Origin of the sequence: Euryhalocaulis caribicus, from assembly GCF_000412185.1 — a bacterium.
Classification (GTDB): domain Bacteria; phylum Pseudomonadota; class Alphaproteobacteria; order Caulobacterales; family Maricaulaceae; genus Euryhalocaulis; species Euryhalocaulis caribicus.
Window position 1 is genome coordinate 225079 of record NZ_ASJA01000002.1, and the last position, 20741, is coordinate 245819.

Sequence of the window (20741 nt, forward strand, 5' to 3'; positions counted from 1 at the left end):
GCGCCCCTTCCCCGCTAGTGTCCGCCTCTCAGCGCAGCCAGAACCTCGTGAACCTGACGCCGCGCCGCTTCGAGACCCGCCCCGGTCTCTATGACGAAATCCGCCCGTTTCCGCTTTTCCGAATCAGGCGTCTGACGCGACAGTATGGCGGTGAATTTTTCTTCGGTCATGCCGGGCCGCTGCAAGACGCGCTCTCTTTGCACCGCCGCCGGCGCGCTGACCACGATCACCGCGTCCAGCTGTTCCTCGCCGCCTGTCTCGTAAAGAAGCGGGATGTCGAGGATGACGATATCAGCGCCGGAATCTTTTGAACTTTCCAGAAATTGCGCGCGCGCGGCCTGTACCAGCGGATGCACGATCTCTTCGAGCCGCTCGAAATCTTGCGGGTTTTCATGGAGGTGCGCCGCCAGGGCGCTGCGGTCTACCGCGCCGTCCCGGACCGCGTCAGGGAATATTTCCCGGATCGGTTCGACGGCGCCCCCGCCCCGTGCATAGAGCGCATGGACGGCGGCATCGGCCCCGAAAACAGGCACGCCCTCATCGGCGAACATGTTCGCGGTGGTGGTCTTGCCCATGCCGATCGACCCGGTCAGGCCGACGATCTTCATGTCCGCTCCATCGCCTCCAGCAAAATCTGCCGTGCGTCCAAGTCTGGCGGCGTTACCCCGAAGAAAGCCTTAAAGGAGGGCCGCGCCTGCCCGATCAACATGTCGAGGCCGTCCACGCTCCGGCGGCCGGAGGATTTTGCGGTCTTCAGAAGCGGCGTCTCGAGTGGGCGATAGACAAGATCATAGACAATCAGCGCATTGCGGCTGGCGGAAAAATCCACAGGCGGGGCCGAGGCGCCGTCGAGACCAATGGAAGTGGCGTTGACCAGAAGGTCGGCCTCGCGAACATCCGGCGGCCAGGCCGCAACGCCGGCCTTGAAATCCTTTGCAAGGCGCTTGGCCTTTTTTTCCGTCCGGTTGGCGATGGTGACCCGGGCGCCCGCCTGAGTCAGCGCATAAACCGCCGCCCGGGCCGCGCCCCCCGCCCCCAGAACCAGCGCGGCGGCGCGTTCCGGCTGGAATTCGGACGCCTGCCGGCGGAGACCATAGAGAAATCCTTCCGCGTCCGTATTGTCCGCCACCCATTTCCCGTCATCGCGATAGAGAAGATTGGCCGCGCCGATAGATTTCGCCGCATCCGTCTTCCGGTCGGCAAGGCGCAGGGCGAGGCCCTTGTGCGGCAGCGTCACGTTCAGGCCGGCGCAATCGGGGTCTGCCAGCGCGGTCTTCAGAATCTTCTTCGCTCCGTCCTCCGGCGCGGGAAGCCGATCATAGCGGCCCTTTACGCCAGCGGTTTCAAGCCAGGCGCCATGAAGACAAGGAGAAAGGGAATGATCGACCGGCCAGCCGGCGACCGCGGCCCAGCGCGTCATGTTTTCAGCGCGCCCTGGCCGCGCAGCCCGTCGAGCACAGGCAATAGCGGCAGGCCGAGAACGGAATAATAGTCCGCATCGACGCTTTCAAAAAGTTGCGCGCCAAGCCCCTCAAACTGGTAACAGGCGACGCTTTTCAAAATGCCCTCGCCCGCTTCCGAGAGATAGGCGTCCAGAAATTCCTCCGAATAGTCCCGCATTTGAATGTGAGACCGGGCGAGGTGCGTCCAGACAATGTCGCCGTCCTTTGCCAGCGCCGCGCCGCAAATCAGCTCGTGCGGCTTCCCGCGCATGGCCAGCAACCGGTCGCGCGCCTCAGCCATGGTCCCGGCCTTGTCGTAGCGCCGCCCTTCAAATGTCAGGATCTGATCGGCCCCCAGACAAAGCGCGGCGTGGCGGCGTGAGACCTCGGCGGCTTTCTCCTCCGCCAGCTTGAGAGCGAGCGCGCCATCGGCCAGCGCGTCATGCCGGCGTTTAAGCACGTCTTCATCGACCTGCGGGCGTTCGATCCGGAAATCGACGCCGGCGGCGGTGAGTATCTGCGCCCGGATCGCACTGCCCGAGGCCAGGATGACAGGGGCGATATTCACAATGTGTGCTCGCCGCGCTTGTCGGCCAGAAGATTGAGAATCTTGGCGGCGCTTTCCTCGATCGAGCGGCGGGTCACGTCGATCATCGACCATCCCTTGCGGGCGAACAGGCGTTTGGCCTGAATCGTTTCATCCTTCACCAGATGCTCGTCGACATAATCGGTGGACCGGTCCTCATGCAGGCTGAGCAGGCGGTTGCGGCGAATCTGGACCAGCCGTTCGGGCGCCGCGGTAAGTCCCACGACCAGCGGTTTCCTGAGATTCAGGACATCGTCCGGCAGGGCGGCGCCGGGAACGATTGGAATGTTTGCGGCCTTGATGCCCCGCTGCGCCAGATAGATGCAGGTCGGCGTCTTGGACGTCCGGCTGACGCCGACCAGCACGACATCCGCATCCTCGAACTCATGGGTGTTGGCGCCGTCATCATGCGCCATGGCGTAATTCAGCGCCTCGATCCGGCTGTAATATTCCGCGTCCAGCGTGCGCTGGGCGCCGACGCGGGACGACATCTCTATGCCGAGATAGCGGCCCATGGAGGTCAGGGCCGGGTCGAGAATGGGAATCGCCGGCAGGCCAAGCTGGGCGCAGCGCGCCTCCAGCTGCGCCCGCAGCTCATTATTCACAAGCGTGTACATGACGATGCCGGGCGCATCCTCGATCTCCTGCATCACGCGGTCCAGCTGGCGGGGCGAACGGACCAGCGCATAGAGATGTTCTATCGGGGAAACCCCGCGAAACTGGGCGACGCTGGCGCGCATGACCGCCATCAGCGTCTCGCCGGTCGAGTCCGAAACCAGGTGGACATGGAAATAGATCGAAAACTGGTTCTTTGGATCGGTCATGGACGCCTTGGGGATGGAGACTGTTAATAAAACGTTAAAGCCAGGTCTGCCCGGGGCCAGCGGCGCGATCCGCAGCTCGTTTACGAACATACTCAAGAACGCTGCGCCCCAAGATTCAAGGAGTCGCACACAGGGATAAGGCGCGGCGGAGAGAATCGTGAAGTCTGGGCGCCAGCAAAAAACTGTCCCCGGCCGTGTTCACAGCACGGGATGGAAATTTGCTGTTTCAATGGAAAGGCGATTTCCGGTTTTGCCTGTGATTCACATGCTGTGAATTTTCTGACTCTGTCAGTTCTGCGACGTTTGACGGATCTGTGAGAATCCTCTGGGCGCCGGATTCGGCGCCGGACTCGCACCGGACCTCTTCCACCAATTCCATTTTTTAAATTCTTTAAGGAGGAAAGGAGGGGTGGATTTCAGTCTGTGAGAATTGCCGAGAGGGGATGCGCCCTCTATGTCGGCATTCATGAGCGAAACTTTGATGATCCGGGCCGCAAAGGGCCAGAGGACCGAACGCCCTCCGATCTGGGTAATGCGCCAGGCAGGACGTTATCTTCCAGAGTATCGGGAGCTGAGAGCGAAATCGAAAAGCTTTGTCGATTTCTGCCTGAATCCGGAAATGGCGGCGGAGGCGACCCTGCAGCCGATGCGACGCTTTGATCTGGATGCGGCGATCATCTTCGCGGATATCCTGCTGATCCCCTACGCGATGGATTGCGGCGTGCATTTCGTGAAAGGGGAAGGCCCGAAAATGACGCCCCTGAAGGGCGCCGATGATGTGGCGAAGCTGGATCCGGCCGATATGGGCAAGCGATTGTCCGCGGTGGGCGAGTCCTTGGCGCGCGTGCGCGAGGCGTTGCCGGCCGACAAGACGCTGATCGGTTTCGCCGGGGCACCCTGGACCGTGGCGACCTATATGGCGGAAGGGGCCGGGTCCAAGGACCAGTGGACGGCGCGGGTCTGGGCGTGGCGGGATCCGGAGTCTTTTGACGCGCTGATCGACAAGCTGGCCGAGGCGAGCATTGATTATCTGGCCATGCAGGCGGAGTCCGGGGCCGATATCCTGAAAATTTTCGACTCCTGGGCCTCGGGATTGCCCGAGCCATTGTTTGATCGCGTGGTGATCCGGCCGGCGAAAACCATTGTGGATGGCCTGCGGGCGAGAGGGATAACGCAACCGATCATCGGATTCCCCCGCGGCGCGGGCCCGCTGGCCGAGAAATATGCGCGGGAAACCGGCGTTGATGTTGTGGCGATCGACCAGGGCATGCCGTTGGTCTGGGCGCGCGATCATCTTCAGAACATCAAACCCGTTCAGGGAAATCTGGATTCCGCACTGCTTCTGGCCGGGGGCGCGGACATGGATCGCAGCATTGACGAGATCATCGAAACATTTTCCGGCGGACCGCATATTTTCAATCTGGGCCACGGCATCACGCCGCAAACCCCGATTGAGCACATGGCGCGTCTTGTGGATCGGGTGACCGGACATGGCCGGTAAAAGGAAGGTCGCGGTCGTCCTGTTCAATCTGGGCGGGCCGGATAATCCGGAGACCGTGCGGCCCTTCCTGTTCAATCTGTTTCGGGACAGAGCGATCATCGATGTGCCCTGGATTGCGCGCACGGCGCTGGCGGGATTGATATCCACGCTCCGCGCGCCGTCTGCGAAAAAGAATTACGCGATGATGGGTGGCGGATCGCCGCTGCGAGCCGAAACCGAAAAACAGGCCGCGGCGCTGGAGGCGCGTCTGGCGGCGGAGGATCCCGGCGCCGCGTACAAATGCTTCATAGGAATGCGTTACTGGAAGCCGTTTGTGGCGGAGGCGGCCAGGGCGGTCAGAGAGTGGGAGGCGGACGAGGTGGTGTTGTTGCCGCTGTATCCGCATTTTTCGATCACCACGACCGAGACCGCGTTTGGCGAATGGGACCGCGCCTATAAAGGACCGGCGGACCGCCGCGTTTGTTGTTATCCCGCGGAAGACGCCTTTATCGACGCGCATGTGAGATTGATCCGGGAGACCTTCGAGAAGGCGGGACGACCGGAACATGCCCGGCTTCTGTTTTCCGCGCACGGCCTGCCCAGGAAGACGGTCGACAAGGGCGATCCCTATCCCTGGCAGATTGAACAGACGGTTCGCGCGATTGCCGGAAAACTGCCGGAAATACCGGATTGGGCGATCTGTTACCAAAGCCGCGTCGGGCCGCTGGAGTGGATTGGCCCGTCAACCGATGATGAGGTTGCGCGCGCAGCGGCGGACGGCAAGGCGATCATCCTTACGCCGATTGCATTTGTGTCCGAACATATCGAGACGCTGGTGGAGCTGGACGTGGAATATCGCGAACTGGCCGAAGAGCATGGCGCGAAGGCTTATCATCGCGTGCCGGCGCTGGGCGATGACGCAGAATTTATTGAGGGGCTCTCCGCCCTGACCCTTCGCGCGCTGGAAGGCGAAGCCGGCCTGAAACCGCCGGGCGGCGCGCGCATTTGCCCGGCTGACGCCGGCCATTGTCCGTGTAGGATGAACGTATGAGTTGGACCGGCCTGTTCTACGACCCGCTTCGGGCGCTGCACATTATCAGCGTGATTTTCTGGATGGCAGGGATGCTCTATCTGCCGCGCCTTTTTGTGTATCACCACACGGCGCAAAAGGGCGGGGAGCTGGAATCCTCGCTTATGACGCAGGAGCGAAAGCTGCTCAAAGTGATCATCAACCCGGCGATGATCGCGACCTGGACGTTCGGGATTTTGCTGATCTTCGCCAATGCGGAGCGGGCGAATGGCTGGTCCATTTTTGCCTCGCCCTGGTGGAGCGCGAAATTCCTGCTGGTTCTCGCCATGTCGGGCGTTCATGGCTTCTATGCCGGCGCGCAGAAGAAATTCGCGCGGGGCGAGCGGCCGCTGAGCGAGCGGCGCTGGCGCATGCTGAACGAGATTCCGGCGCTTATGACAATTGCTATCGTGCTGGTTGCGGTGGTCTGGCTTCGCTAACGTCTTGACGCAGACGCCAAGTCGTGGTTTGAGCAAAGCCCTAGCCTTTATGATGGCGTTCCAATCGGTGCGAGGGATGATCGAATCCCTGCCCACAATCTGAAAAAACAGACGGTTTGCGAACAATCCGGTTCGTGAAGAAGGCCGCCCTCATAATAATAATCGGCGGCCCGACGGGTCCCGATGCGCTGACTCCAAAGACAGCTAGCCTCAAGAGACAATGAGCAAAGACGATACCGACGACTCCGTCCTGGATGACGAAGACGACTTCGACGGGGACGATGAAGACGAGGATTTTGACGGTGAAGACGAGCCGATAGACCGGCCGAAGAAGATTCGCGACGCGGATCTTCCGGAGATGATCCAGCTCAACGAGCTGAAAGAGAAATCTCCCACCGAGCTGCTGACATTCGCCGAGCGTCTGGAGGTCGAGAACGCCTCCAACATGCGCCGGCAGGACATGATGTTCGCCATCCTGAAGGAACTGGCCGAACGCGATGTCCATATCCATGGCGAGGGCGTTCTGGAAGTGCTGCAGGACGGCTTTGGCTTCCTGCGCTCGCCGGAAGCCAATTATCTTCCCGGTCCGGACGATATCTATGTCTCCCCGGCGCAGATCCGGCGTTTTGCGCTGCGCACCGGCGATACGGTGGAAGGGTCCATCCGCTCGCCGCGCGACGGCGAACGCTATTTCGCCCTGCTCAAGATCCACAAGATCAATTTCCAGGAGCCGGAAAAGGCCCGTCACAAGGTCAATTTCGATAATCTGACGCCGCTTTACCCGGATGAGCGGTTCCATCTGGAATCCAACGATCCGACGGTAAAGGACAAGTCCGCGCGCGTGATTGATATCGCCGCGCCGCTGGGCAAGGGCCAGCGCTGCCTGGTCGTGGCCCCGCCGCGCACTGGTAAGACGGTGATGCTGCAGAACATCGCCAAATCCATCGCGGAAAATCACCCCGAATGCTTCCTGATCGTGCTGCTGATCGACGAGCGGCCGGAAGAAGTGACCGACATGCAGCGTACGGTGAAGGGCGAGGTCGTGTCCTCCACCTTTGACGAGCCCGCGACGCGGCACGTTGCCGTGGCCGAAATGGTGATCGAGAAGGCCAAGCGCCTGGTCGAGCACGGCCGCGACGTGGTGATCCTGCTGGACTCCATCACGCGCCTTGGCCGCGCCTATAACACCGTGGTTCCGAGCTCCGGCAAGGTGCTGACGGGCGGCGTGGACGCCAATGCCCTGCAGCGCCCGAAACGTTTCTTCGGCGCGGCGCGGAACATCGAGGAAGGCGGCTCGCTGACCATCATCGCCACGGCGCTGATCGATACGGGTTCGCGCATGGACGAGGTGATCTTCGAAGAGTTCAAGGGCACCGGCAACTCCGAGCTGGTTCTGGACCGCAAGGTCGCGGACAAGCGGGTCTTCCCGGCCATCGACCTGACCAAGTCGGGCACCCGGAAAGAGGAGCTCCTGGTTCCCAAGGAGCACCTGCAGAAGATGTATATCCTGCGGCGGATCCTCAATCCGATGGGCACGATGGACGCCATCGAATTCCTCATCGACAAGCTCAAGAGCTCGAAGACCAACGACGATTTCTTCGAGAGCATGAATACCTGATAAGGGCGGGGGCCTTTCGGCGGCTGGCGCGCGCTACCAGGCGTGATCCAGCCGCAACTCCTCCAGCGCCGGGTCATGCTGATAGGCGCCGGTTCGCTTGATCGTTCCGAAAATCATCGCTGAGCGCGCTTCGCGGTCGACAAGGTTCTGCTTGTCGTGCCGGTCGTGGTCGAACAGATCGAAGCCCGGACCGGATGCGGCGCTTTTCAGGGCGTCGTAATCCAGCCCGTATGCGGCGGCGTCCATCTCGTGGAAGCGTTTGAGCGCCCAGGTATCCTCATAGCCGATGACGGGCTCATTCGTCGCCCGGCAGACCAGGACGACGCGGCAGACATCGTCCGCGCCGCGCCAGATGACATCCTCGATCCGCATGCGGAACATGCGCACCCAGTAATCGAGGGTGCGGGCGCTGACCTGAAAATAGTTCGAGCCGGGATAAAGCTGGCCGCGATAATTGAATTTCATATTGAAATTATTGGTCACGGAGACCGAAGTCTCGATCAGCATGACGCCATTTTCGCGCAGGAAGGACCGCGCCATGGCGATGCCGGCCAGCGGATCCATCATGTGATAAAGCACGCCGGCAAAATTCACGAAATCAAACACCGGGGCGACATTGCGATCGCCCATCACGCGCTTGAGGTCCTGAAAGAAATGCCCGCCCAGATAGGTGACGGGCGTTTCATAGGCCCGGGAGACGGCGCTGATCCGGTCTGTCAGGTCCAACCGGTCATAGGCGACGACTTCTTCAGCGCCGAGGCGCATCATCGACACCGCGCCGGCGGCTTCCTGGGTTCCGATATCGAGGCAGCGCGCGCCGGAAAGATCAATGCGCTTCAGGGTTTCGCGCAGCATGGCCAGGGTCATGCGCGGTTTTCCGGGGGTCATCTCTCCGGGCTCAAGCTCGATCCGGTAATACCAGGACTGGCCGTCATCCTCTTCGATGTCGGTCTGGTCTGTTGTCGTTTCCACGGGTTTCCGGCCTCTTCTGGTCATCGGTATCGAACCGGTCCGACTTGAACCGGCGGCGCGGAGCGTCCTATAGGCGATGCCAAGGCCAGCACCAAGAAAGGTTCGCCGTCATGACAATCACGATTTTCCATGCGCCCCGCACCCGCTCGATCCGCGTCCGCTGGCTTCTGGAGGAGATGGGCCTGGATTATGACCTTCACCGTGTGGAGTTCACGCGCGGCGATGTGGGCGGCGAGGACTATCGGAAGATCACGCCGCTCCAGAAAGTGCCCGCCATCAAGGACGGCGATGTCGTGATGGTCGAATCTATTGCAATTTTACAATATATTACAAGACGTTATGGCCCGACCGAACTTGCGCCGATGGCGGAGGACGCGGCTTATCCAGATTATCTGCAATATCTGCATTTCGGCGAATCCGGCATGAATATCTATGTCTCTATGCTGTTGGGGCACACCGCGCTTCTGCCGGAGGAGCAGCGGGTTCCGGGCATCGCAAAATGGGCGGAAGCGGAAACGCGCAAATGTCTGGGCGTGATCGATCACGGGCTGAAGGGCCATGACTGGCTGGCCGCGGACCGCTTCACGGCGGCGGACATCTCGGTCGGCTATATGCTGTTCCTGCTCAAGCTGATCGGCAAGCTGGAGCCGACGGCGACCCCGGCGATCATGGAATACTGGGAGCGTCTGACGGCGCGTGAGGGCTGGAAAGCCGCGGCGGCGGACTAAGGCGCGACGCAGGAAAAAGAATCGGGCTGCATGTCTGCGCCATAGAGCGTTCGCGCCGCGCGGCGCCAGTGATCGGTCACAATCAGACCCGCGCCGGCGTCGCGCGCACGTTTCAATTGCGCGGCGTCAAAACGTCCCAGTGCGCCATAAATAATTGAAATATCGTGGCTTTTTATATTTTCCCAAAGCGTGAAATCTGGCGTGTGGGTTCCGGTCCAGGCCAGGAGATTGCTCGCGGGGGGTCCATATTCGAGCACGTCGTCCAGATCGCTCTGACTATATATCGGGGCGGAAATCATAAGCGCGGGGTCCAGCGCATGGATTCCGCGCGCCTCTTCCAGATCGTCCGCGATGATGACAACCTCCTCACGCGCGCCGGCTTGGACGATCGCTTCAAAAACGGGTTCCAGCGGCGCATCCTTTATGTCCAGCTCCAGGATGGCGGTTCCGTCCGCCCAGTCCAAAGCCTCAGACAAGGTCGGGACGGAAAAGCCGGTCGCGCGCCCGGCGTTGTCTCGCAGCTTTATGGCGCCGAGTGTTTCACGTGAAACACGCTGCAATGGTCCGGCGCCGGTCGTCGTCCGGTCCAGCGTGGTGTCGTGTAGAAGATAAAGCGTCTCGTCGGGGCCTTGCCGGATATCAATTTCCAGCAGAATGGGCGCGCTGCCCGTGACCGCGGCGAAAGTTTCCAGCGCATTTTCGGGATATCCGGACGACGGCCCGCCTCGATGAGCCGCCAGCAAGGCAACGTTATTTTCCCGCAGGCACGCAAAAAAGGCCGGGCCGCCCGCATCATCGGCCGCCGCCCCGAGGGACATGCGCGGGCCCGAAGGACGGCCGCAGGCGGCGATAAATATCGTTATGGCGATTAGGCAGGCAGCGCGCATATGGTTCATTCTCCCGCCGAACAGGTTACATAAGGTCTGCCGAGCACTAGCGCGAAAGGATGGCGCCGCTATGAAAGTCACTGTCGATATCGACTGTACGCCCCAGGAGGCCCGCAGTTTCTTCGGTCTGCCCGATGTGGAGCCGCTGAACAAGCAACTGGTCGAAGAAATGAGCAAACGCATGGGCGCCAATATGGAAATGATGGAGCCGGAAGCGCTGATGCGGCACTGGATGAGTTTTGGCGGACAGATGTCGGACCAGTTCCTGGATCTCATGCGGGCCGCTTCCGGCGGAGCCTCTTCCAGGAAGTGACGCCGGCCACGATCTATGCCCTGGCCACGGCGCCCGGCCGCGCCGGTGTCGCCGTGATGCGTGTCAGCGGTCCGCAGGCCGGTCCGGCGCTGGAGCGTCTGACCGGAGAACGGGGCGCGCCGCGCGCCGCGCGGCTGACCGGAATTGAGAGTCAGGCCGGGCTGATTGATCGGGGACTGACGCTCTGGTTTCCCGCGCCCGGGAGTTTTACCGGAGAGGATGTCGCCGAGTTTCACGTGCATGGCGGACCGGCCGTAATCGAGGCTATGGCGGAAGCCTTTGAAGCCATTGGCTTGCGGCAGGCCGAGCCGGGGGAATTCACGCGGCGGGCTTTCGAGCACGGGAAAATGGACCTCACGGAGGCCGAAGGACTGGCCGACCTGGTCAATGCGGAGACCGCAGCTCAACGCGATCAGGCGCTGCGTCAGATGTCCGGCGCGTTGAAGGGCATCTATTCCGACTGGCGGGACCGGGTGTTGACCGTGACGGCGCAGGTTGAAGCGGAAATCGATTTTCCCGACGAGGGCGACGTTCCAGACGCGCTCGCCGGCCGGGCCGGGCCGGAGCTGTATGCGTTGGTCAACGCACTCAAGGCGCACCTGGATGACGCACACAGGGGCGAACGGGTGCGGGACGGTTACCGCATTGCGCTGATCGGTCCGCCCAATGCCGGGAAATCAAGCCTGCTGAACCGGCTTTCGCGCCGGGAGGCGGCGATTGTCACCGAAATTCCCGGCACCACGCGCGATATTGTCGAGGTTCATCTCAATCTCGGCGGCTATCCTGTCATCGTCGCCGATACGGCGGGGTTACGCGAAACCGCGGACCGAATTGAGGCTGAAGGCGTGCGGCGGGCGCTGGAGCGAGCCGAGAATGCCGATTTGCGCATAGGCGTGGCTGATGCGGCCGATCCGCAAACGGCAGAGGCCGTCCGATCACGCTTGAAGCCCGATGATATACTGGTCTGGAACAAGTGCGACGCGGCCCCCGCGCGGCAGGACGAATCAATCCGCATATCCGCCCTGACGGGCGAGGGCGTCGAGATGCTGGAGGCGGACCTGACCCGGCGGGTGACAAGCGTTCTGGGCGGCGCCGGCGCGCCAAGTCTGACGCGGCAACGGCACAGGCGTGGCGTTCTGCGGGCGCTTGAGGCTCTTGAGCGCGGACGGATGCGTCTCTCAGATGCACCGGAGCTGGCTGGTGAAGATTTGAGGCTTGCCGCGCGCGCGCTGGAAGAGATTACCGGGCGCGTGGATGTGGAAGACGTTCTGGGCGAGATCTTCGGCCGCTTTTGTATCGGAAAATAGAGTGTTTCACGTGAAACATCCGGTCTGAGGCCGGCCAGAATGTTTCACGTGAAACAAAAGGGCCGTCAAAACGGATTGAGCGTATATCCGTCCTGCTGGAGCAATGCGTGGGCTGTCATTGCCGACAGGGCCATTTCAACGCCGGGAAGCAGGTCATTGGCGGAAACGCCCTGAGCCGCTGCGCTCTGGCCGCAAACCTCAATGTTGACGCCATAATCCAGCAGAGCGGCGACAAGCTCGGCGTTTGCATTAGGTTCGCCGGCCCCGGCCTCGTAAACATCCGTACGGGTCAAATCTTTCACGGCGCCGCCATGAATGACGAGGGCGAGCTGGATATTCGCTTCAGGGACGCCGTTCTCGACATGCATATCGATAAATCGCGTTGCGCTGACCAGCGCGCGATTAAGCGCGCCGGGGTCTGCGCGTTCGGCAATATCGAAGGCCACTTTGAAAGCGGCGTTGTCGGGTAACGGCCGCGCCGTCTCCACGGTTGCGACCTGGCTGTACTGGGGAAACAGGGGACCGGGATGGAAGGCCGGATTCTGTATTGCCTGCGCGGCGGTACCGGAGGCTGCGAGGGCAAGAAAAGCAAGAGCGGTCTGGACCATGATTTACCCCTGTTGATGGATCGGCCGAGCGTTTCACGTGAAACACCGGCCGGCAAGCTGGCGCGGGACTGAAGACTGCGCGGCGCCTTTGTCTTGCGCGGAAAACCCCTCGACGTATATCAAGCGCCTGATGAGCGCGCCTAATTCATACGACGTTATAATAATCGGCGGCGGCCATGCCGGCTGCGAAGCCGCGGCGGCGTCTGCGCGGATGGGCGCGGCGACGCTTTTGCTGACGCACAAGCTCGAGACAATCGGCGAAATGTCCTGCAATCCGGCCATTGGCGGGCTCGGAAAAGGCCATCTGGTGCGCGAGATTGATGCGCTGGACGGGCTCATGGGCCGGGTGGCGGATGTTTCGGGCATACAGTTCCGGCTTTTGAACCGTTCCAAAGGCCCGGCCGTGCGCGGGCCGCGCACCCAGTCGGACCGCGCGCTTTACCGCAGCGCCATGCAGAAGGAGATCGCCGGGACAGAGAATCTGACCGTGATCGCCGACGCGGTGGACGATCTGGTCGTCGAAGACGGCCTTACGGCCGGCGTGATCTGCGAGAGCGGGGCGGAGTACCGCTCGGGCGCGGTTGTCCTGACCGCCGGCACGTTCCTCCGCGGCATGATCCATATCGGCGAGCGGCGGATTCCTGCGGGCCGGGCGGGAGAGAAGCCGGCGGTTACGCTCGGCGAGCGGCTATATGCGCTGGGCCTGGATATGGGCCGCCTTAAAACCGGCACGCCCGCGCGGCTGGATGGATCCACCATAGACTGGGACAGTCTGGAGCGTCAGGAAGCCGATGCGGATCCGGTTCCGTTTTCCTTTATGACCGATCGGATCACCGTGCCGCAGATTGCGTGCGGGATTACCTATACGAATGCGGAAACACATCGCATTATCGATGAAAACATAGGAAAATCAGCGGTTTATAGCGGCAGCGTCGCGGGCCGCGGGCCGCGCTATTGCCCCTCGATCGAAGACAAGGTCGTCAAATTTGCCGATCGCTCGCGCCACCAGATCTTTCTGGAGCCGGAAGGACTGGATGATGACACCGTCTATCCGAACGGCATCTCTACATCGCTGCCCGAAGATGTTCAGGACGCCTTCCTAAGAACCATACCGGGCCTCGAGAATGCAAAAGTGAAGCGGCACGGCTATGCCATCGAGTATGACTATGTCGATCCGCGCGAACTTTATCCCTCGCTGGAGGTGAAGCGTTTGGCGAGCCTGTTCCTGGCGGGGCAGATCAACGGCACGACCGGGTATGAAGAGGCCGGCGCGCAAGGCCTGGCGGCCGGATTGAACGCGGCGCGTAAGGCGTCTGGCGGTGACGCGGTCATCTTTGACCGCTCGGAAGCCTATCTGGGGGTGATGATCGATGATCTGGTCACCCGCGGCGTTACCGAGCCCTATCGTATGTTCACCTCCCGCGCCGAATACCGGCTGCGCCTGCGCGCCGATAACGCAGACCAGCGGCTGACGGGACTGGGCGAAGCGATCGGCTGCGTCGGGCGGGGGCGGGCGAGCATGTTTCACGTGAAACAAACCGCGCTTGAAGCGGCGCGGGCCTTCGCGAAAGAAAAATCGCTGACGCCCAACGAGGCGCGGCGGCACGGGCTGGACGTCAATCAGGACGGACAGCGGCGCAATTTGCTGGATCTGCTGGCTTATCCCGATGTCGCGCTAAGCGATCTGGCGCGGGTCTGGCCTGAAATTGCCGAGTGGCGGTCCGATGTGGCGGAGCAGATCGAGATCGATTCGGTCTATGCCGGATACATGGAGCGCCAGGAGGCCGACATCGTGGCTCTCAAGCGTGACGAGTCGCTGCAGATACCGGCCGATCTGGATTATGGGCGTGTCGGCGGCCTGTCCAATGAGGTTCGCGAGAAGCTGGAGCGCGCGCGTCCTGTAACGCTGGGTCAGGCGGGGCGTATTGAAGGCGTGACGCCGGGCGCATTAACGGCTTTGCTGGCGCATGTTCGCAAGCGCGGCGATGACCGCAAGCGGGCCTGAGCGGAACTTTGGATCAGAAACAGATCTTTGCGGAGAAAGCCGGCGTTTCCGATGAGGCGCTGAGCGCTTTCGAGGCGTGGCATGAAGCGCTGACGCGCTGGAATAGCCGGGTGAATCTGGTGGGCCGGTCAACGCTGGATGATTTTTGGATCCGCCATGCCCTTGATTCTATTCAGGTATTTCAGTGCGCGCCTGAGCCGGGGCGCTGGATCGATATCGGCGCCGGAGCCGGGTTTCCCGGGATCGCTGTTGGAATCATGCAAGCGGAGGCCTTGGCGGGAGAGACCTATCTTGTTGAAACCAATGGTAAAAAATCCGCCTTTTTGAGAGAGGCCGTGAGGGAAACGGGCGCGCGGGCCAGCGTGCACGCGAAGCGTTGGCAGCAGGTCCCGGCGGAGCGTTTCGATGTGGTGACGGCCCGCGCCTTCGCGCCCATGCCAGACTTGCTGGAAGCGGCGTTCGCATTCTGGGGCGAGGGCACGGTTGGAGTTTTCCCCAAGGGAAAAGGCTGGCGCGAGGAAATGCAGGCCGCCAGCAGGGATTGGCGCTTTGACGCGAAGCCTATCCCGAGTATCACCGGAGACGGGGCGATTTTGGTCGTAACGGAGCTGCGCCGTGAGTGACGGGACAAAGGTCATCGCCATCGCGAACCAGAAGGGCGGGGTGGGGAAAACCACCACGGCCATCAATCTGGGCACAGCGCTGGCCGCATCGGGCCGCAAGGTTCTGCTGATCGACCTGGACCCGCAGGGCAACGCTTCAACCGGACTGGGCCTGGAAAAAGCCAAGCGCAAGATCACCGCCTATGACGTGGTCGTTTCCGAATACGATCTGGAAAAGGCGATTCAGCCATCCTCCATCCCGGATCTCGACCTTTTGCCCTCTGATGTAGAGCTTTCCGGAGCGGAGCTGGAGCTGGCCTCCACGCCGCGGCGTTCCTACCGTCTGAAGCATGCAATCGACCGGCGCGACCGCATGGTCGCCCGGGAAGAAGCCGAACGCTATGATTTCATCCTGATCGATTGCCCGCCTTCACTGAACCTGCTGACCGTGAACGCGATGACGGCCGCCGATTCCGTTCTGGTGCCGCTGCAATGCGAGTTTTTCGCGTTGGAGGGGCTGACCCAGCTGATGCGGACGATCGAGCTGGTGCGGTCCAGCCTGAATCCGGATCTGGAAATCGAGGGCGTAGTGCTGACCATGCATGACCGCCGCAACCGCCTGTCCGACCAGGTGGCGGACGATGTGCGCGACTATTTTGGCGAAAAGGTCTTCGAGACGGTGATTCCGCGCAATGTCCGCGTGTCCGAAGCGCCGTCCTTCGGCAAGCCGGCCATAGTCTATGACTATGAGTGCGCCGGCAGCCGCGCCTATTTGCGCATGGCGCGCGAGCTGTTGCGCCGACAGCCCAGCGAAGCGGAGGCGGCATGAGCGAGAAACAACGCACGCGCGGTCTCGGCCGGGGCCTCTCGGCGCTGTTGAGCGAGCCGGACGCCGAACGTGAGGAATTGCCGAAGGAAAGCCGCGAGATCCTCGAGGGCGCGCGGCAGATTCCGATTGAGCTGATCCGGCCCAATCCGGCGCAGCCCCGCCGCACCTTTGACGCCGAGGATCTGGCGGACCTGTCCGCCTCGATCAAGGAGCGCGGCGTGTTGCAGCCGCTGCTGCTGCGGCCGACCGAGGACGAGGAATTCGAGATCGTTGCGGGCGAGCGGCGCTGGCGCGCGGCCCAGAAGGCGGGCCTGCATGAGGTTCCGGCGGTCATCCGGCGCTTGACCGACGCCGAGACGCTGGAAATCGCCATCATCGAGAATGTCCAGCGGGCGGACCTCAATCCGCTGGAAGAGGCGGACGCCTATGACCGCCTGATGAAGGATTTCTCCCGCACGCAGGCGGAAGTGGCCGATGTGGTGGGCAAATCACGCGCTCATGTCGCCAACATGCTGCGCCTGCTGAAGCTTCCGGCGCCGGTTCGCAAGCTGTTGTCCGACGGGGCGTTGAGCGCGGGCCATGCCCGCGCGCTGGCCAATGCCGATGATCCGGAAGCGCTGGCCCGCCGCGTGGTGAAGGAAGGGCTTTCGGTTCGCGCGGTCGAGGATCTGGCGCGAAAACCGGAGACCGCGAAGAAGAAAAAGCCGGCGACCAAAAGCAAGGATGCCGATACCGCGGCGCTGGAAGCCGATATTGCCTCGGCGCTGGGCCTTTCGGTGGATATTCGCCACAAAGGCGAAGCGGGCGAATTGCGCCTCAGCTATAAATCGCTGGAACAGCTGGACGATCTCTGCCGCCGGCTCACCGCCTGAAGCGCGCCAGTTTCGCAATCGCCAGGACCAGCTCTCCCGCCACCGCGTCATCGGGAAGACCGCTGGTCTTGGCCTGTTTCTCGGCCGCATAGACCGCCTGCGCCGCACGCTCCAGCGCATCGCTACGCCAGTTATTGAGCGCCTGCCCGAAGGCGCGCTGGCGCATGAAGAAGACCGGCGGCCGAAGCGCCTTCATGGCGTCGCCCGCGCTGCGCCCGCCATCCATCATGGCGCGGGCCTGATGCAAACGGGTGATGTGCCGGGAGGCGGCGCGAATGACGCCCACGGGCGAGCCGCCCGCGGCCAGCGCCCGCCGCAGCGCCGCATCGGCCGACCGGGCATCGCCCAGGGCGGCGGATTCAATGATGTCATCCATGCTGGAATCCTGCATGGCGCCCAGCGTGGCGGCGATATCGGCGGCCGTGACCTCATCCTCGCCGTCTGGACGTGTGTCTTTCAAGCCTTTGTAAAGGATGAGCTTTTCTATTTCCTGTCGCGCGAGGCCGCGATCCTGGGAGAGGGCGCGGGACAGGGGCTCGCGGGCATCGCGGGACAGCGATAGACCTTCCTGCTGAAGCGCGGTTTCGGCAAGGCTGAGCGCGTCAGCCGCGCTGTCCGAATAACAGCCGATGGCCGCCGATGTCTTGGCGGCTTCGAAAGCCTTGCGGATTTTCGACCGGGGCGTCAGATCGCCCGCTTCGACGATGATTTTTGCTTCAATTTGCGCCGCGCCCTTGTCGGCGTTGGCGATCAGGTCGCTCACGGATCCGGCGCCGGCCTCGGTGGTCAGGCGTACGCGAACCAGCCGGGCGCCGCCGGTGAGAGACATGGCCGCGGCCTCGTCCGCCAGTTTGGCGGGATCGGATTTCAGGTCGGATTCGGTGAGGGTGGCCACGGCAAAGGGGTCATCTGACGCGCCGCCCCAAAGTATGGCCAGATCGTGCGCGCGCTCCCGCACCAGGCCATTATCCGGGCCAAAGAGCAGGACGGCGACTACGCCGTCATCAGGCTTTTTCAGAAAACGCTCGGCGGCTGCGCCGGAGAACTTCACGGCGCCTCATTCTCCCGGAACCAGCGCGCCAGCTCCATGGTGATCAGGCTGGCGGCGTCGCGGGCGGCGCGCTCCTCGCTGTCCTGTTCGGCGCGAATGGCGCCATAGGGGTCGGAGGGCACATCAAAGGCGGAATCGCCGACGACATTGCCGCGGGTCAGGCGTTCGCCCGTGCGGGCGTCGAAAAGGGCGTAATCGACATCCATGAGGATTTCATAGCGCGTCGCGATATCGGCGATGGTCACGCTCTGCGCGCGGCGCTGCATGTCGATCCGGGTTTCCAGACGATAACGCGGGTCGGCGTCCCAATTGCCGAGGGAATCGCGAAGCGCGAGGTTCAGCGAATAGGCGGGTCGGCCTTCGCCGGTCGAAACCGCGATGCCGGAAAGGCCGGAGGCGACGCCTGTGCGTTCGGCATAGAGCGGCTGGAAACCGCAGGCCGAAAGGCCGAGGGCGGCGAGAGAAGCGAGAATAACGGCTATCCGAGTCATGATGCGACGATATTAACGATTTTATCCGGCACGACGATCACTTTTCTGACTGTGAGGCCTTCCAGCGTGCGCGCGATCTTCGGATCGGCCATGGCGCGCTTTTCGGCCTCTTCGCGCGCCAGACCTTTCGGCGCTTCGATTTCCGAGCGCCTTTTGCCATTCACCTGCACCGGCATGACAATCACGTCCTCGGCGGCAAGCGCCGGATCATGTTCCGGCCAGGCCGCCTCGCTGGCCAGGCCTTCGCCGCCTGCGCGCGCCCAGCATTCTTCCGCCAGGTGCGGCGCGAAGGGCGCGATCAGGCGGATCAGGATGCCCAGCGCCTCGGCGCGCGCCTCGCCGTGATCGCCGCCAACCTTCCGCAAGGTGTTCACAAATTCATAGAGTTGGGCGACGGCGACGTTGAAACGGAAAGTCTCGATCGCCTCGGTCACGGCGGCGGCCGCCTTGTGAGCCGCGCGGCGGATCTCCAGCGCGTCTCCTTCGGCGCCTTCGGCCACGGTCAGCGGACCGGGCGCGTCCTCCGGGGTCGCCTCGGCCAGCGCCCAGACGCGCTGGATGAAACGCGCCGCGCCTTCAACGCCCTGTTCGGTGTATTCGACATCGCGCTCCGGCGGTGAGTCGGACAGCACGAACCAGCGGGCGACATCCGCGCCATAGGCGTCGACGAATTCGTCCAGATCGACGACATTCTTCTTCGATTTGGACATCTTCTCGATAGCGCCGGCGGTCACGGTCTCGCCACTGGCGGTCTCGACCCATCCGCCTTCACGGCGCTCTACCTCGTCAGGCGTCAACCAGCGACCGTCGCCGGCGCGATAGGTCTCATGCGTGACCATGCCTTGCGTGAACAGCCCGGCAAACGGCTCGCCGCTTTCCAGTCCCAGATAGCCGCAATCGCGCATCGCGCGGGTGAAGAAACGGGCATAGAGAAGATGCAGGACAGCGTGCTCCACGCCGCCGACATATTGATCAACCGGAAGCCAGTAATCGGCCTTTTCACGCTCGACCGGGGTGTCTTCGGCCTTGGGCGAGCAAAAACGCGCAAAATACCAGGCGCTGTCCACGAATGTGTCCAGGGTATCGGTTTCGCGCAGCGCCTCGCCGCCGCATTTCGGACAGGCCGTGTGCTTCCAGGTCGGATGCCGTTCCAGCGGGTTTGACGGGGAATCAAAATTCACATCTTCGGGAAGCTCGACCGGCAAATCTTTCTTCGGCACCGGGACCACGCCGCAGGACTCACAGCGTATGACCGGAATCGGGCACCCCCAGTAGCGCTGACGGGAGACGCCCCAGTCGCGCAGACGATAGGTCGTCGCGCCTTCGCCGAGGCCCAGATCCTCAAGCTTTTCAATGGCTTTCTCTATGGCCGCTTCCGTGGAAAGGCCATCGAGAAAACGTGAATTATAAATCACACCGTGGCCGGTATAGGCCTCGTCGGTGATTTCATGAGTTTCTGCATCCGCGTCCGGGGGAAGCACGACCGGCGTTACGGGCAGGTCATACTTGCGCGCGAAGTCCAGATCGCGCTGGTCGCCGGCGGGCGAACCGAAGATCGCGCCGGTGCCATAGGTCGAGAGGACGAAATTCGCCGTCCAGACCGGCAGCTCCCAGTCCGGATCGAACGGGTGACGCACGGTCAGGCCAAGATCGACGCCTTTTTTCTCCGCACGCTCGATCGCTTCTTCCGAAGTGCCAAGGGCGGCGCATTCTTTCGCGAATTCGGCGACTTTCGGATTGGTCCTGGCGATCTCGCGCGTCAGCGGGTGATCGGGAGCCAAGGCCAAGAAGCTGGCGCCGAACATGGTATCGGGGCGCGTGGTGAAGACGCGCAGGGCTTCCGCCGCGCCGTCCGGCGCATTGCCGGTCAGCGGAAAATCGACATGCGCGCCGCGGGAGCGGCCGATCCAGTTAGCCTGCATGGTGCGGACCTTGTCCGGCCAGCGGTCCAGCGTGTCGATCGCGTCCAGAAGATCGTCCGCATATTCGGTGATCTTGAAGAACCACTGCTCCAGCTCGCGCGTCTCGACCGGGGCGCCGGAGCGCCAGCCCTTGCCGTCGACAACCTGTTCATTGGCCAGAACCGTGTGGTCCACCGGGTCCCAGTTCACCTTGGCGGTGCGGCGATAGGCGAGACCCTTTTCGAGAAACGCCAGGAAAAGTTCCTGCTGGTGGCGGTAATATTCGGGGTCGCAGGTGGCGAATTCGCGGCCCCAGTCGATGGCGAGGCCCAGCTTCTGCAGCTGGCCGCGCATTACCTCGATATTCTTCCAGGTCCAGTCGCGCGGATGCACCTTGCGGTCGCGTGCGGCGTTTTCCGCCGGCAGGCCGAACGCGTCCCAGCCCATCGGGTGCAACACATTGAAACCGCGCGCCGATTTATAGCGCGCCACAACGTCGCCCATCGTGTAGTTGCGCGAATGTCCGACATGGATGCGCCCGGACGGATAGGGAAACATCTCCAGCACGTAATAGCTGTCGGCGCCGCCGGCCTCCGCGGGGGGCTTGGCGTTAAACAGGCCGCGCTTTTCCCACGCGGCCTGCCATTTGGGTTCGGACTTGGATGGATCGTACCGGCTCAACGGAAAGAGCCTCCGGAAATTTTCGGCCGGGTCAG

General features: G+C 62.5%; 21 protein-coding genes. 11 read left to right on the forward strand and 10 right to left on the reverse strand.

The features are described 5' to 3' along the window. Positions 1 to 14: 14 nt before the first annotated feature. The 4 genes from coaE to L338_RS02835 are packed head-to-tail and all read right to left on the reverse strand — an operon-like array spanning position 15 to position 2852. Positions 15 to 608: a dephospho-CoA kinase gene (gene coaE, locus L338_RS02820; RefSeq protein ID WP_022696842.1), complete on the reverse strand. Its 594-nt coding sequence runs from the start codon at positions 606 to 608 to the stop codon at positions 15 to 17. Beyond that, the gene (gene aroE, locus L338_RS02825) at positions 605 to 1420 is read right to left on the reverse strand and encodes a shikimate dehydrogenase (protein WP_022696843.1); all 816 of its coding nucleotides are present in this window, start codon (positions 1418 to 1420) and stop codon (positions 605 to 607) included. Before aroE ends, coaE begins: the two co-directional genes overlap by 4 nt. Further along, the gene (locus tag L338_RS02830; RefSeq protein ID WP_022696844.1) at positions 1417 to 2010 is read right to left on the reverse strand and encodes a Maf family protein; all 594 of its coding nucleotides are present in this window, start codon (positions 2008 to 2010) and stop codon (positions 1417 to 1419) included. Before L338_RS02830 ends, aroE begins: the two co-directional genes overlap by 4 nt. Next, positions 2007 to 2852 carry a pyruvate, water dikinase regulatory protein gene (locus L338_RS02835; protein ID WP_022696845.1) on the reverse strand — a complete coding sequence of 282 codons (846 nt, stop codon included), beginning with the start codon at positions 2850 to 2852 and terminating at the stop codon, positions 2007 to 2009. Before L338_RS02835 ends, L338_RS02830 begins: the two co-directional genes overlap by 4 nt. A gap of 466 nt (positions 2853 to 3318) precedes the next feature. Between L338_RS02835 and hemE the strand changes: the two genes are divergently transcribed. From hemE to rho, 4 genes are all read left to right on the forward strand, one after another. Then, complete coding sequence (gene hemE / locus L338_RS02840) at positions 3319 to 4353, forward strand: uroporphyrinogen decarboxylase (RefSeq protein ID WP_027068225.1); 1035 nt, start codon at positions 3319 to 3321, stop codon at positions 4351 to 4353. Continuing rightward, complete coding sequence (hemH, locus tag L338_RS02845) at positions 4343 to 5383, forward strand: ferrochelatase (RefSeq protein ID WP_022696847.1); 1041 nt, start codon at positions 4343 to 4345, stop codon at positions 5381 to 5383. The genes hemE and hemH overlap by 11 nt, the downstream gene beginning before the upstream one ends. After that, on the forward strand, positions 5380 to 5841 hold the full coding sequence (locus L338_RS02850) for a CopD family protein (protein WP_022696848.1): 462 nt from the start codon (positions 5380 to 5382) through the stop codon (positions 5839 to 5841). Before hemH ends, L338_RS02850 begins: the two co-directional genes overlap by 4 nt. Positions 5842 to 6199: 358 nt before the next feature. Then, the gene (rho, locus tag L338_RS02855; protein ID WP_033310417.1) at positions 6200 to 7459 is read left to right on the forward strand and encodes a transcription termination factor Rho; all 1260 of its coding nucleotides are present in this window, start codon (positions 6200 to 6202) and stop codon (positions 7457 to 7459) included. A 33-nt stretch (positions 7460 to 7492) separates the two neighbouring features. Here rho and L338_RS02860 read toward each other — a convergent pair whose 3' ends face one another. Continuing rightward, positions 7493 to 8431 (reverse strand): class I SAM-dependent methyltransferase, encoded by a 939-nt coding sequence (locus tag L338_RS02860; RefSeq protein ID WP_022696850.1) that lies wholly within the window; start codon positions 8429 to 8431, stop codon positions 7493 to 7495. Positions 8432 to 8541: 110 nt separating this feature from the next. Between L338_RS02860 and L338_RS02865 the strand changes: the two genes are divergently transcribed. Beyond that, positions 8542 to 9159, forward strand: coding sequence for a glutathione S-transferase family protein (locus L338_RS02865; RefSeq protein WP_022696851.1), 618 nt, complete (start codon positions 8542 to 8544; stop codon positions 9157 to 9159). On the opposite strand, the gene L338_RS02870 is transcribed toward L338_RS02865, so the two are convergent. Next, complete coding sequence (locus L338_RS02870; RefSeq protein WP_161624593.1) at positions 9156 to 9977, reverse strand: glycerophosphodiester phosphodiesterase family protein; 822 nt, start codon at positions 9975 to 9977, stop codon at positions 9156 to 9158. The two genes, L338_RS02865 and L338_RS02870, sit on opposite strands and share 4 nt — an antisense overlap. Before the next feature lie 139 nt (positions 9978 to 10116). Here L338_RS02870 and L338_RS17285 point away from each other — a divergent pair, with 139 nt between their 5' ends. Together L338_RS17285 and mnmE are read left to right on the forward strand one after the other, a co-directional pair. Further along, the gene (locus tag L338_RS17285; protein ID WP_022696853.1) at positions 10117 to 10359 is read left to right on the forward strand and encodes a DUF6489 family protein; all 243 of its coding nucleotides are present in this window, start codon (positions 10117 to 10119) and stop codon (positions 10357 to 10359) included. Further along, the gene (mnmE, locus tag L338_RS02880) at positions 10356 to 11666 is read left to right on the forward strand and encodes a tRNA uridine-5-carboxymethylaminomethyl(34) synthesis GTPase MnmE (RefSeq protein WP_022696854.1); all 1311 of its coding nucleotides are present in this window, start codon (positions 10356 to 10358) and stop codon (positions 11664 to 11666) included. The genes L338_RS17285 and mnmE overlap by 4 nt, the downstream gene beginning before the upstream one ends. Positions 11667 to 11731: 65 nt before the next feature. On the opposite strand, the gene L338_RS02885 is transcribed toward mnmE, so the two are convergent. Continuing rightward, positions 11732 to 12274, reverse strand: coding sequence for a DsrE family protein (locus L338_RS02885; protein WP_022696855.1), 543 nt, complete (start codon positions 12272 to 12274; stop codon positions 11732 to 11734). Positions 12275 to 12404: 130 nt separating this feature from the next. Between L338_RS02885 and mnmG the strand changes: the two genes are divergently transcribed. Genes mnmG through L338_RS02905 form a run of 4 tightly spaced genes read left to right on the forward strand, consistent with a single transcriptional unit; the run spans position 12405 to position 16582 of the window. After that, the gene (gene mnmG / locus L338_RS02890; RefSeq protein WP_022696856.1) at positions 12405 to 14279 is read left to right on the forward strand and encodes a tRNA uridine-5-carboxymethylaminomethyl(34) synthesis enzyme MnmG; all 1875 of its coding nucleotides are present in this window, start codon (positions 12405 to 12407) and stop codon (positions 14277 to 14279) included. Between the two features lie 8 nt (positions 14280 to 14287). Then, complete coding sequence (gene rsmG / locus L338_RS02895; protein WP_022696857.1) at positions 14288 to 14902, forward strand: 16S rRNA (guanine(527)-N(7))-methyltransferase RsmG; 615 nt, start codon at positions 14288 to 14290, stop codon at positions 14900 to 14902. Continuing rightward, entirely contained in the window at positions 14895 to 15710 is an 816-nt protein-coding gene (locus tag L338_RS02900) for a ParA family protein (RefSeq protein WP_022696858.1), read from the forward strand. The genes rsmG and L338_RS02900 overlap by 8 nt, the downstream gene beginning before the upstream one ends. Continuing rightward, a complete protein-coding gene (locus L338_RS02905) occupies positions 15707 to 16582 on the forward strand; it encodes a ParB/RepB/Spo0J family partition protein (RefSeq protein WP_022696859.1) in 876 nt (291 codons plus the stop codon). Before L338_RS02900 ends, L338_RS02905 begins: the two co-directional genes overlap by 4 nt. Here the strand turns inward: L338_RS02905 and holA are convergent. From holA to leuS, 3 genes are read right to left on the reverse strand one after another with little or no spacing between them, the layout of a single operon-like run. Then, positions 16572 to 17633, reverse strand: a complete 1062-nt coding sequence (gene holA / locus L338_RS02910; protein ID WP_022696860.1) for a DNA polymerase III subunit delta — start codon at positions 17631 to 17633, stop codon at positions 16572 to 16574. The two genes, L338_RS02905 and holA, sit on opposite strands and share 11 nt — an antisense overlap. Then, positions 17630 to 18124 carry an LPS assembly lipoprotein LptE gene (lptE, locus tag L338_RS02915; protein WP_022696861.1) on the reverse strand — a complete coding sequence of 165 codons (495 nt, stop codon included), beginning with the start codon at positions 18122 to 18124 and terminating at the stop codon, positions 17630 to 17632. The genes holA and lptE overlap by 4 nt, the downstream gene beginning before the upstream one ends. Further along, positions 18121 to 20706 (reverse strand): leucine--tRNA ligase, encoded by a 2586-nt coding sequence (gene leuS, locus L338_RS02920; protein WP_022696862.1) that lies wholly within the window; start codon positions 20704 to 20706, stop codon positions 18121 to 18123. The genes lptE and leuS overlap by 4 nt, the downstream gene beginning before the upstream one ends. Positions 20707 to 20741 lie beyond the last annotated feature (35 nt).

Excerpts from the sequence above, each read along its gene's own strand:
- L338_RS02850 (WP_022696848.1), top strand. The coding sequence starts at position 5,380 with ATGAGTTGGACCGGCCTGTTCTACGACCCGCTTCGGGCGCTGCACATT.
- L338_RS02905 (WP_022696859.1), top strand. The coding sequence starts at position 15,707 with ATGAGCGAGAAACAACGCACGCGCGGTCTCGGCCGGGGCCTCTCGGCG.
- aroE (WP_022696843.1), bottom strand. The coding sequence starts at position 1,420 with ATGACGCGCTGGGCCGCGGTCGCCGGCTGGCCGGTCGATCATTCCCTT.
- L338_RS02870 (WP_161624593.1), bottom strand. The coding sequence starts at position 9,977 with ATGTCCCTCGGGGCGGCGGCCGATGATGCGGGCGGCCCGGCCTTTTTT.
- L338_RS17285 (WP_022696853.1), top strand. The coding sequence starts at position 10,117 with ATGAAAGTCACTGTCGATATCGACTGTACGCCCCAGGAGGCCCGCAGT.
- mnmG (WP_022696856.1), top strand. The coding sequence starts at position 12,405 with ATGAGCGCGCCTAATTCATACGACGTTATAATAATCGGCGGCGGCCAT.
- hemH (WP_022696847.1), top strand. The coding sequence starts at position 4,343 with ATGGCCGGTAAAAGGAAGGTCGCGGTCGTCCTGTTCAATCTGGGCGGG.
- lptE (WP_022696861.1), bottom strand. The coding sequence starts at position 18,124 with ATGACTCGGATAGCCGTTATTCTCGCTTCTCTCGCCGCCCTCGGCCTT.
- rho (WP_033310417.1), top strand. The coding sequence starts at position 6,200 with ATGATCCAGCTCAACGAGCTGAAAGAGAAATCTCCCACCGAGCTGCTG.
- hemE (WP_027068225.1), top strand. The coding sequence starts at position 3,319 with ATGAGCGAAACTTTGATGATCCGGGCCGCAAAGGGCCAGAGGACCGAA.
- L338_RS02865 (WP_022696851.1), top strand. The coding sequence starts at position 8,542 with ATGACAATCACGATTTTCCATGCGCCCCGCACCCGCTCGATCCGCGTC.
- L338_RS02885 (WP_022696855.1), bottom strand. The coding sequence starts at position 12,274 with ATGGTCCAGACCGCTCTTGCTTTTCTTGCCCTCGCAGCCTCCGGTACC.
- coaE (WP_022696842.1), bottom strand. The coding sequence starts at position 608 with ATGAAGATCGTCGGCCTGACCGGGTCGATCGGCATGGGCAAGACCACC.
- L338_RS02835 (WP_022696845.1), bottom strand. The coding sequence starts at position 2,852 with ATGACCGATCCAAAGAACCAGTTTTCGATCTATTTCCATGTCCACCTG.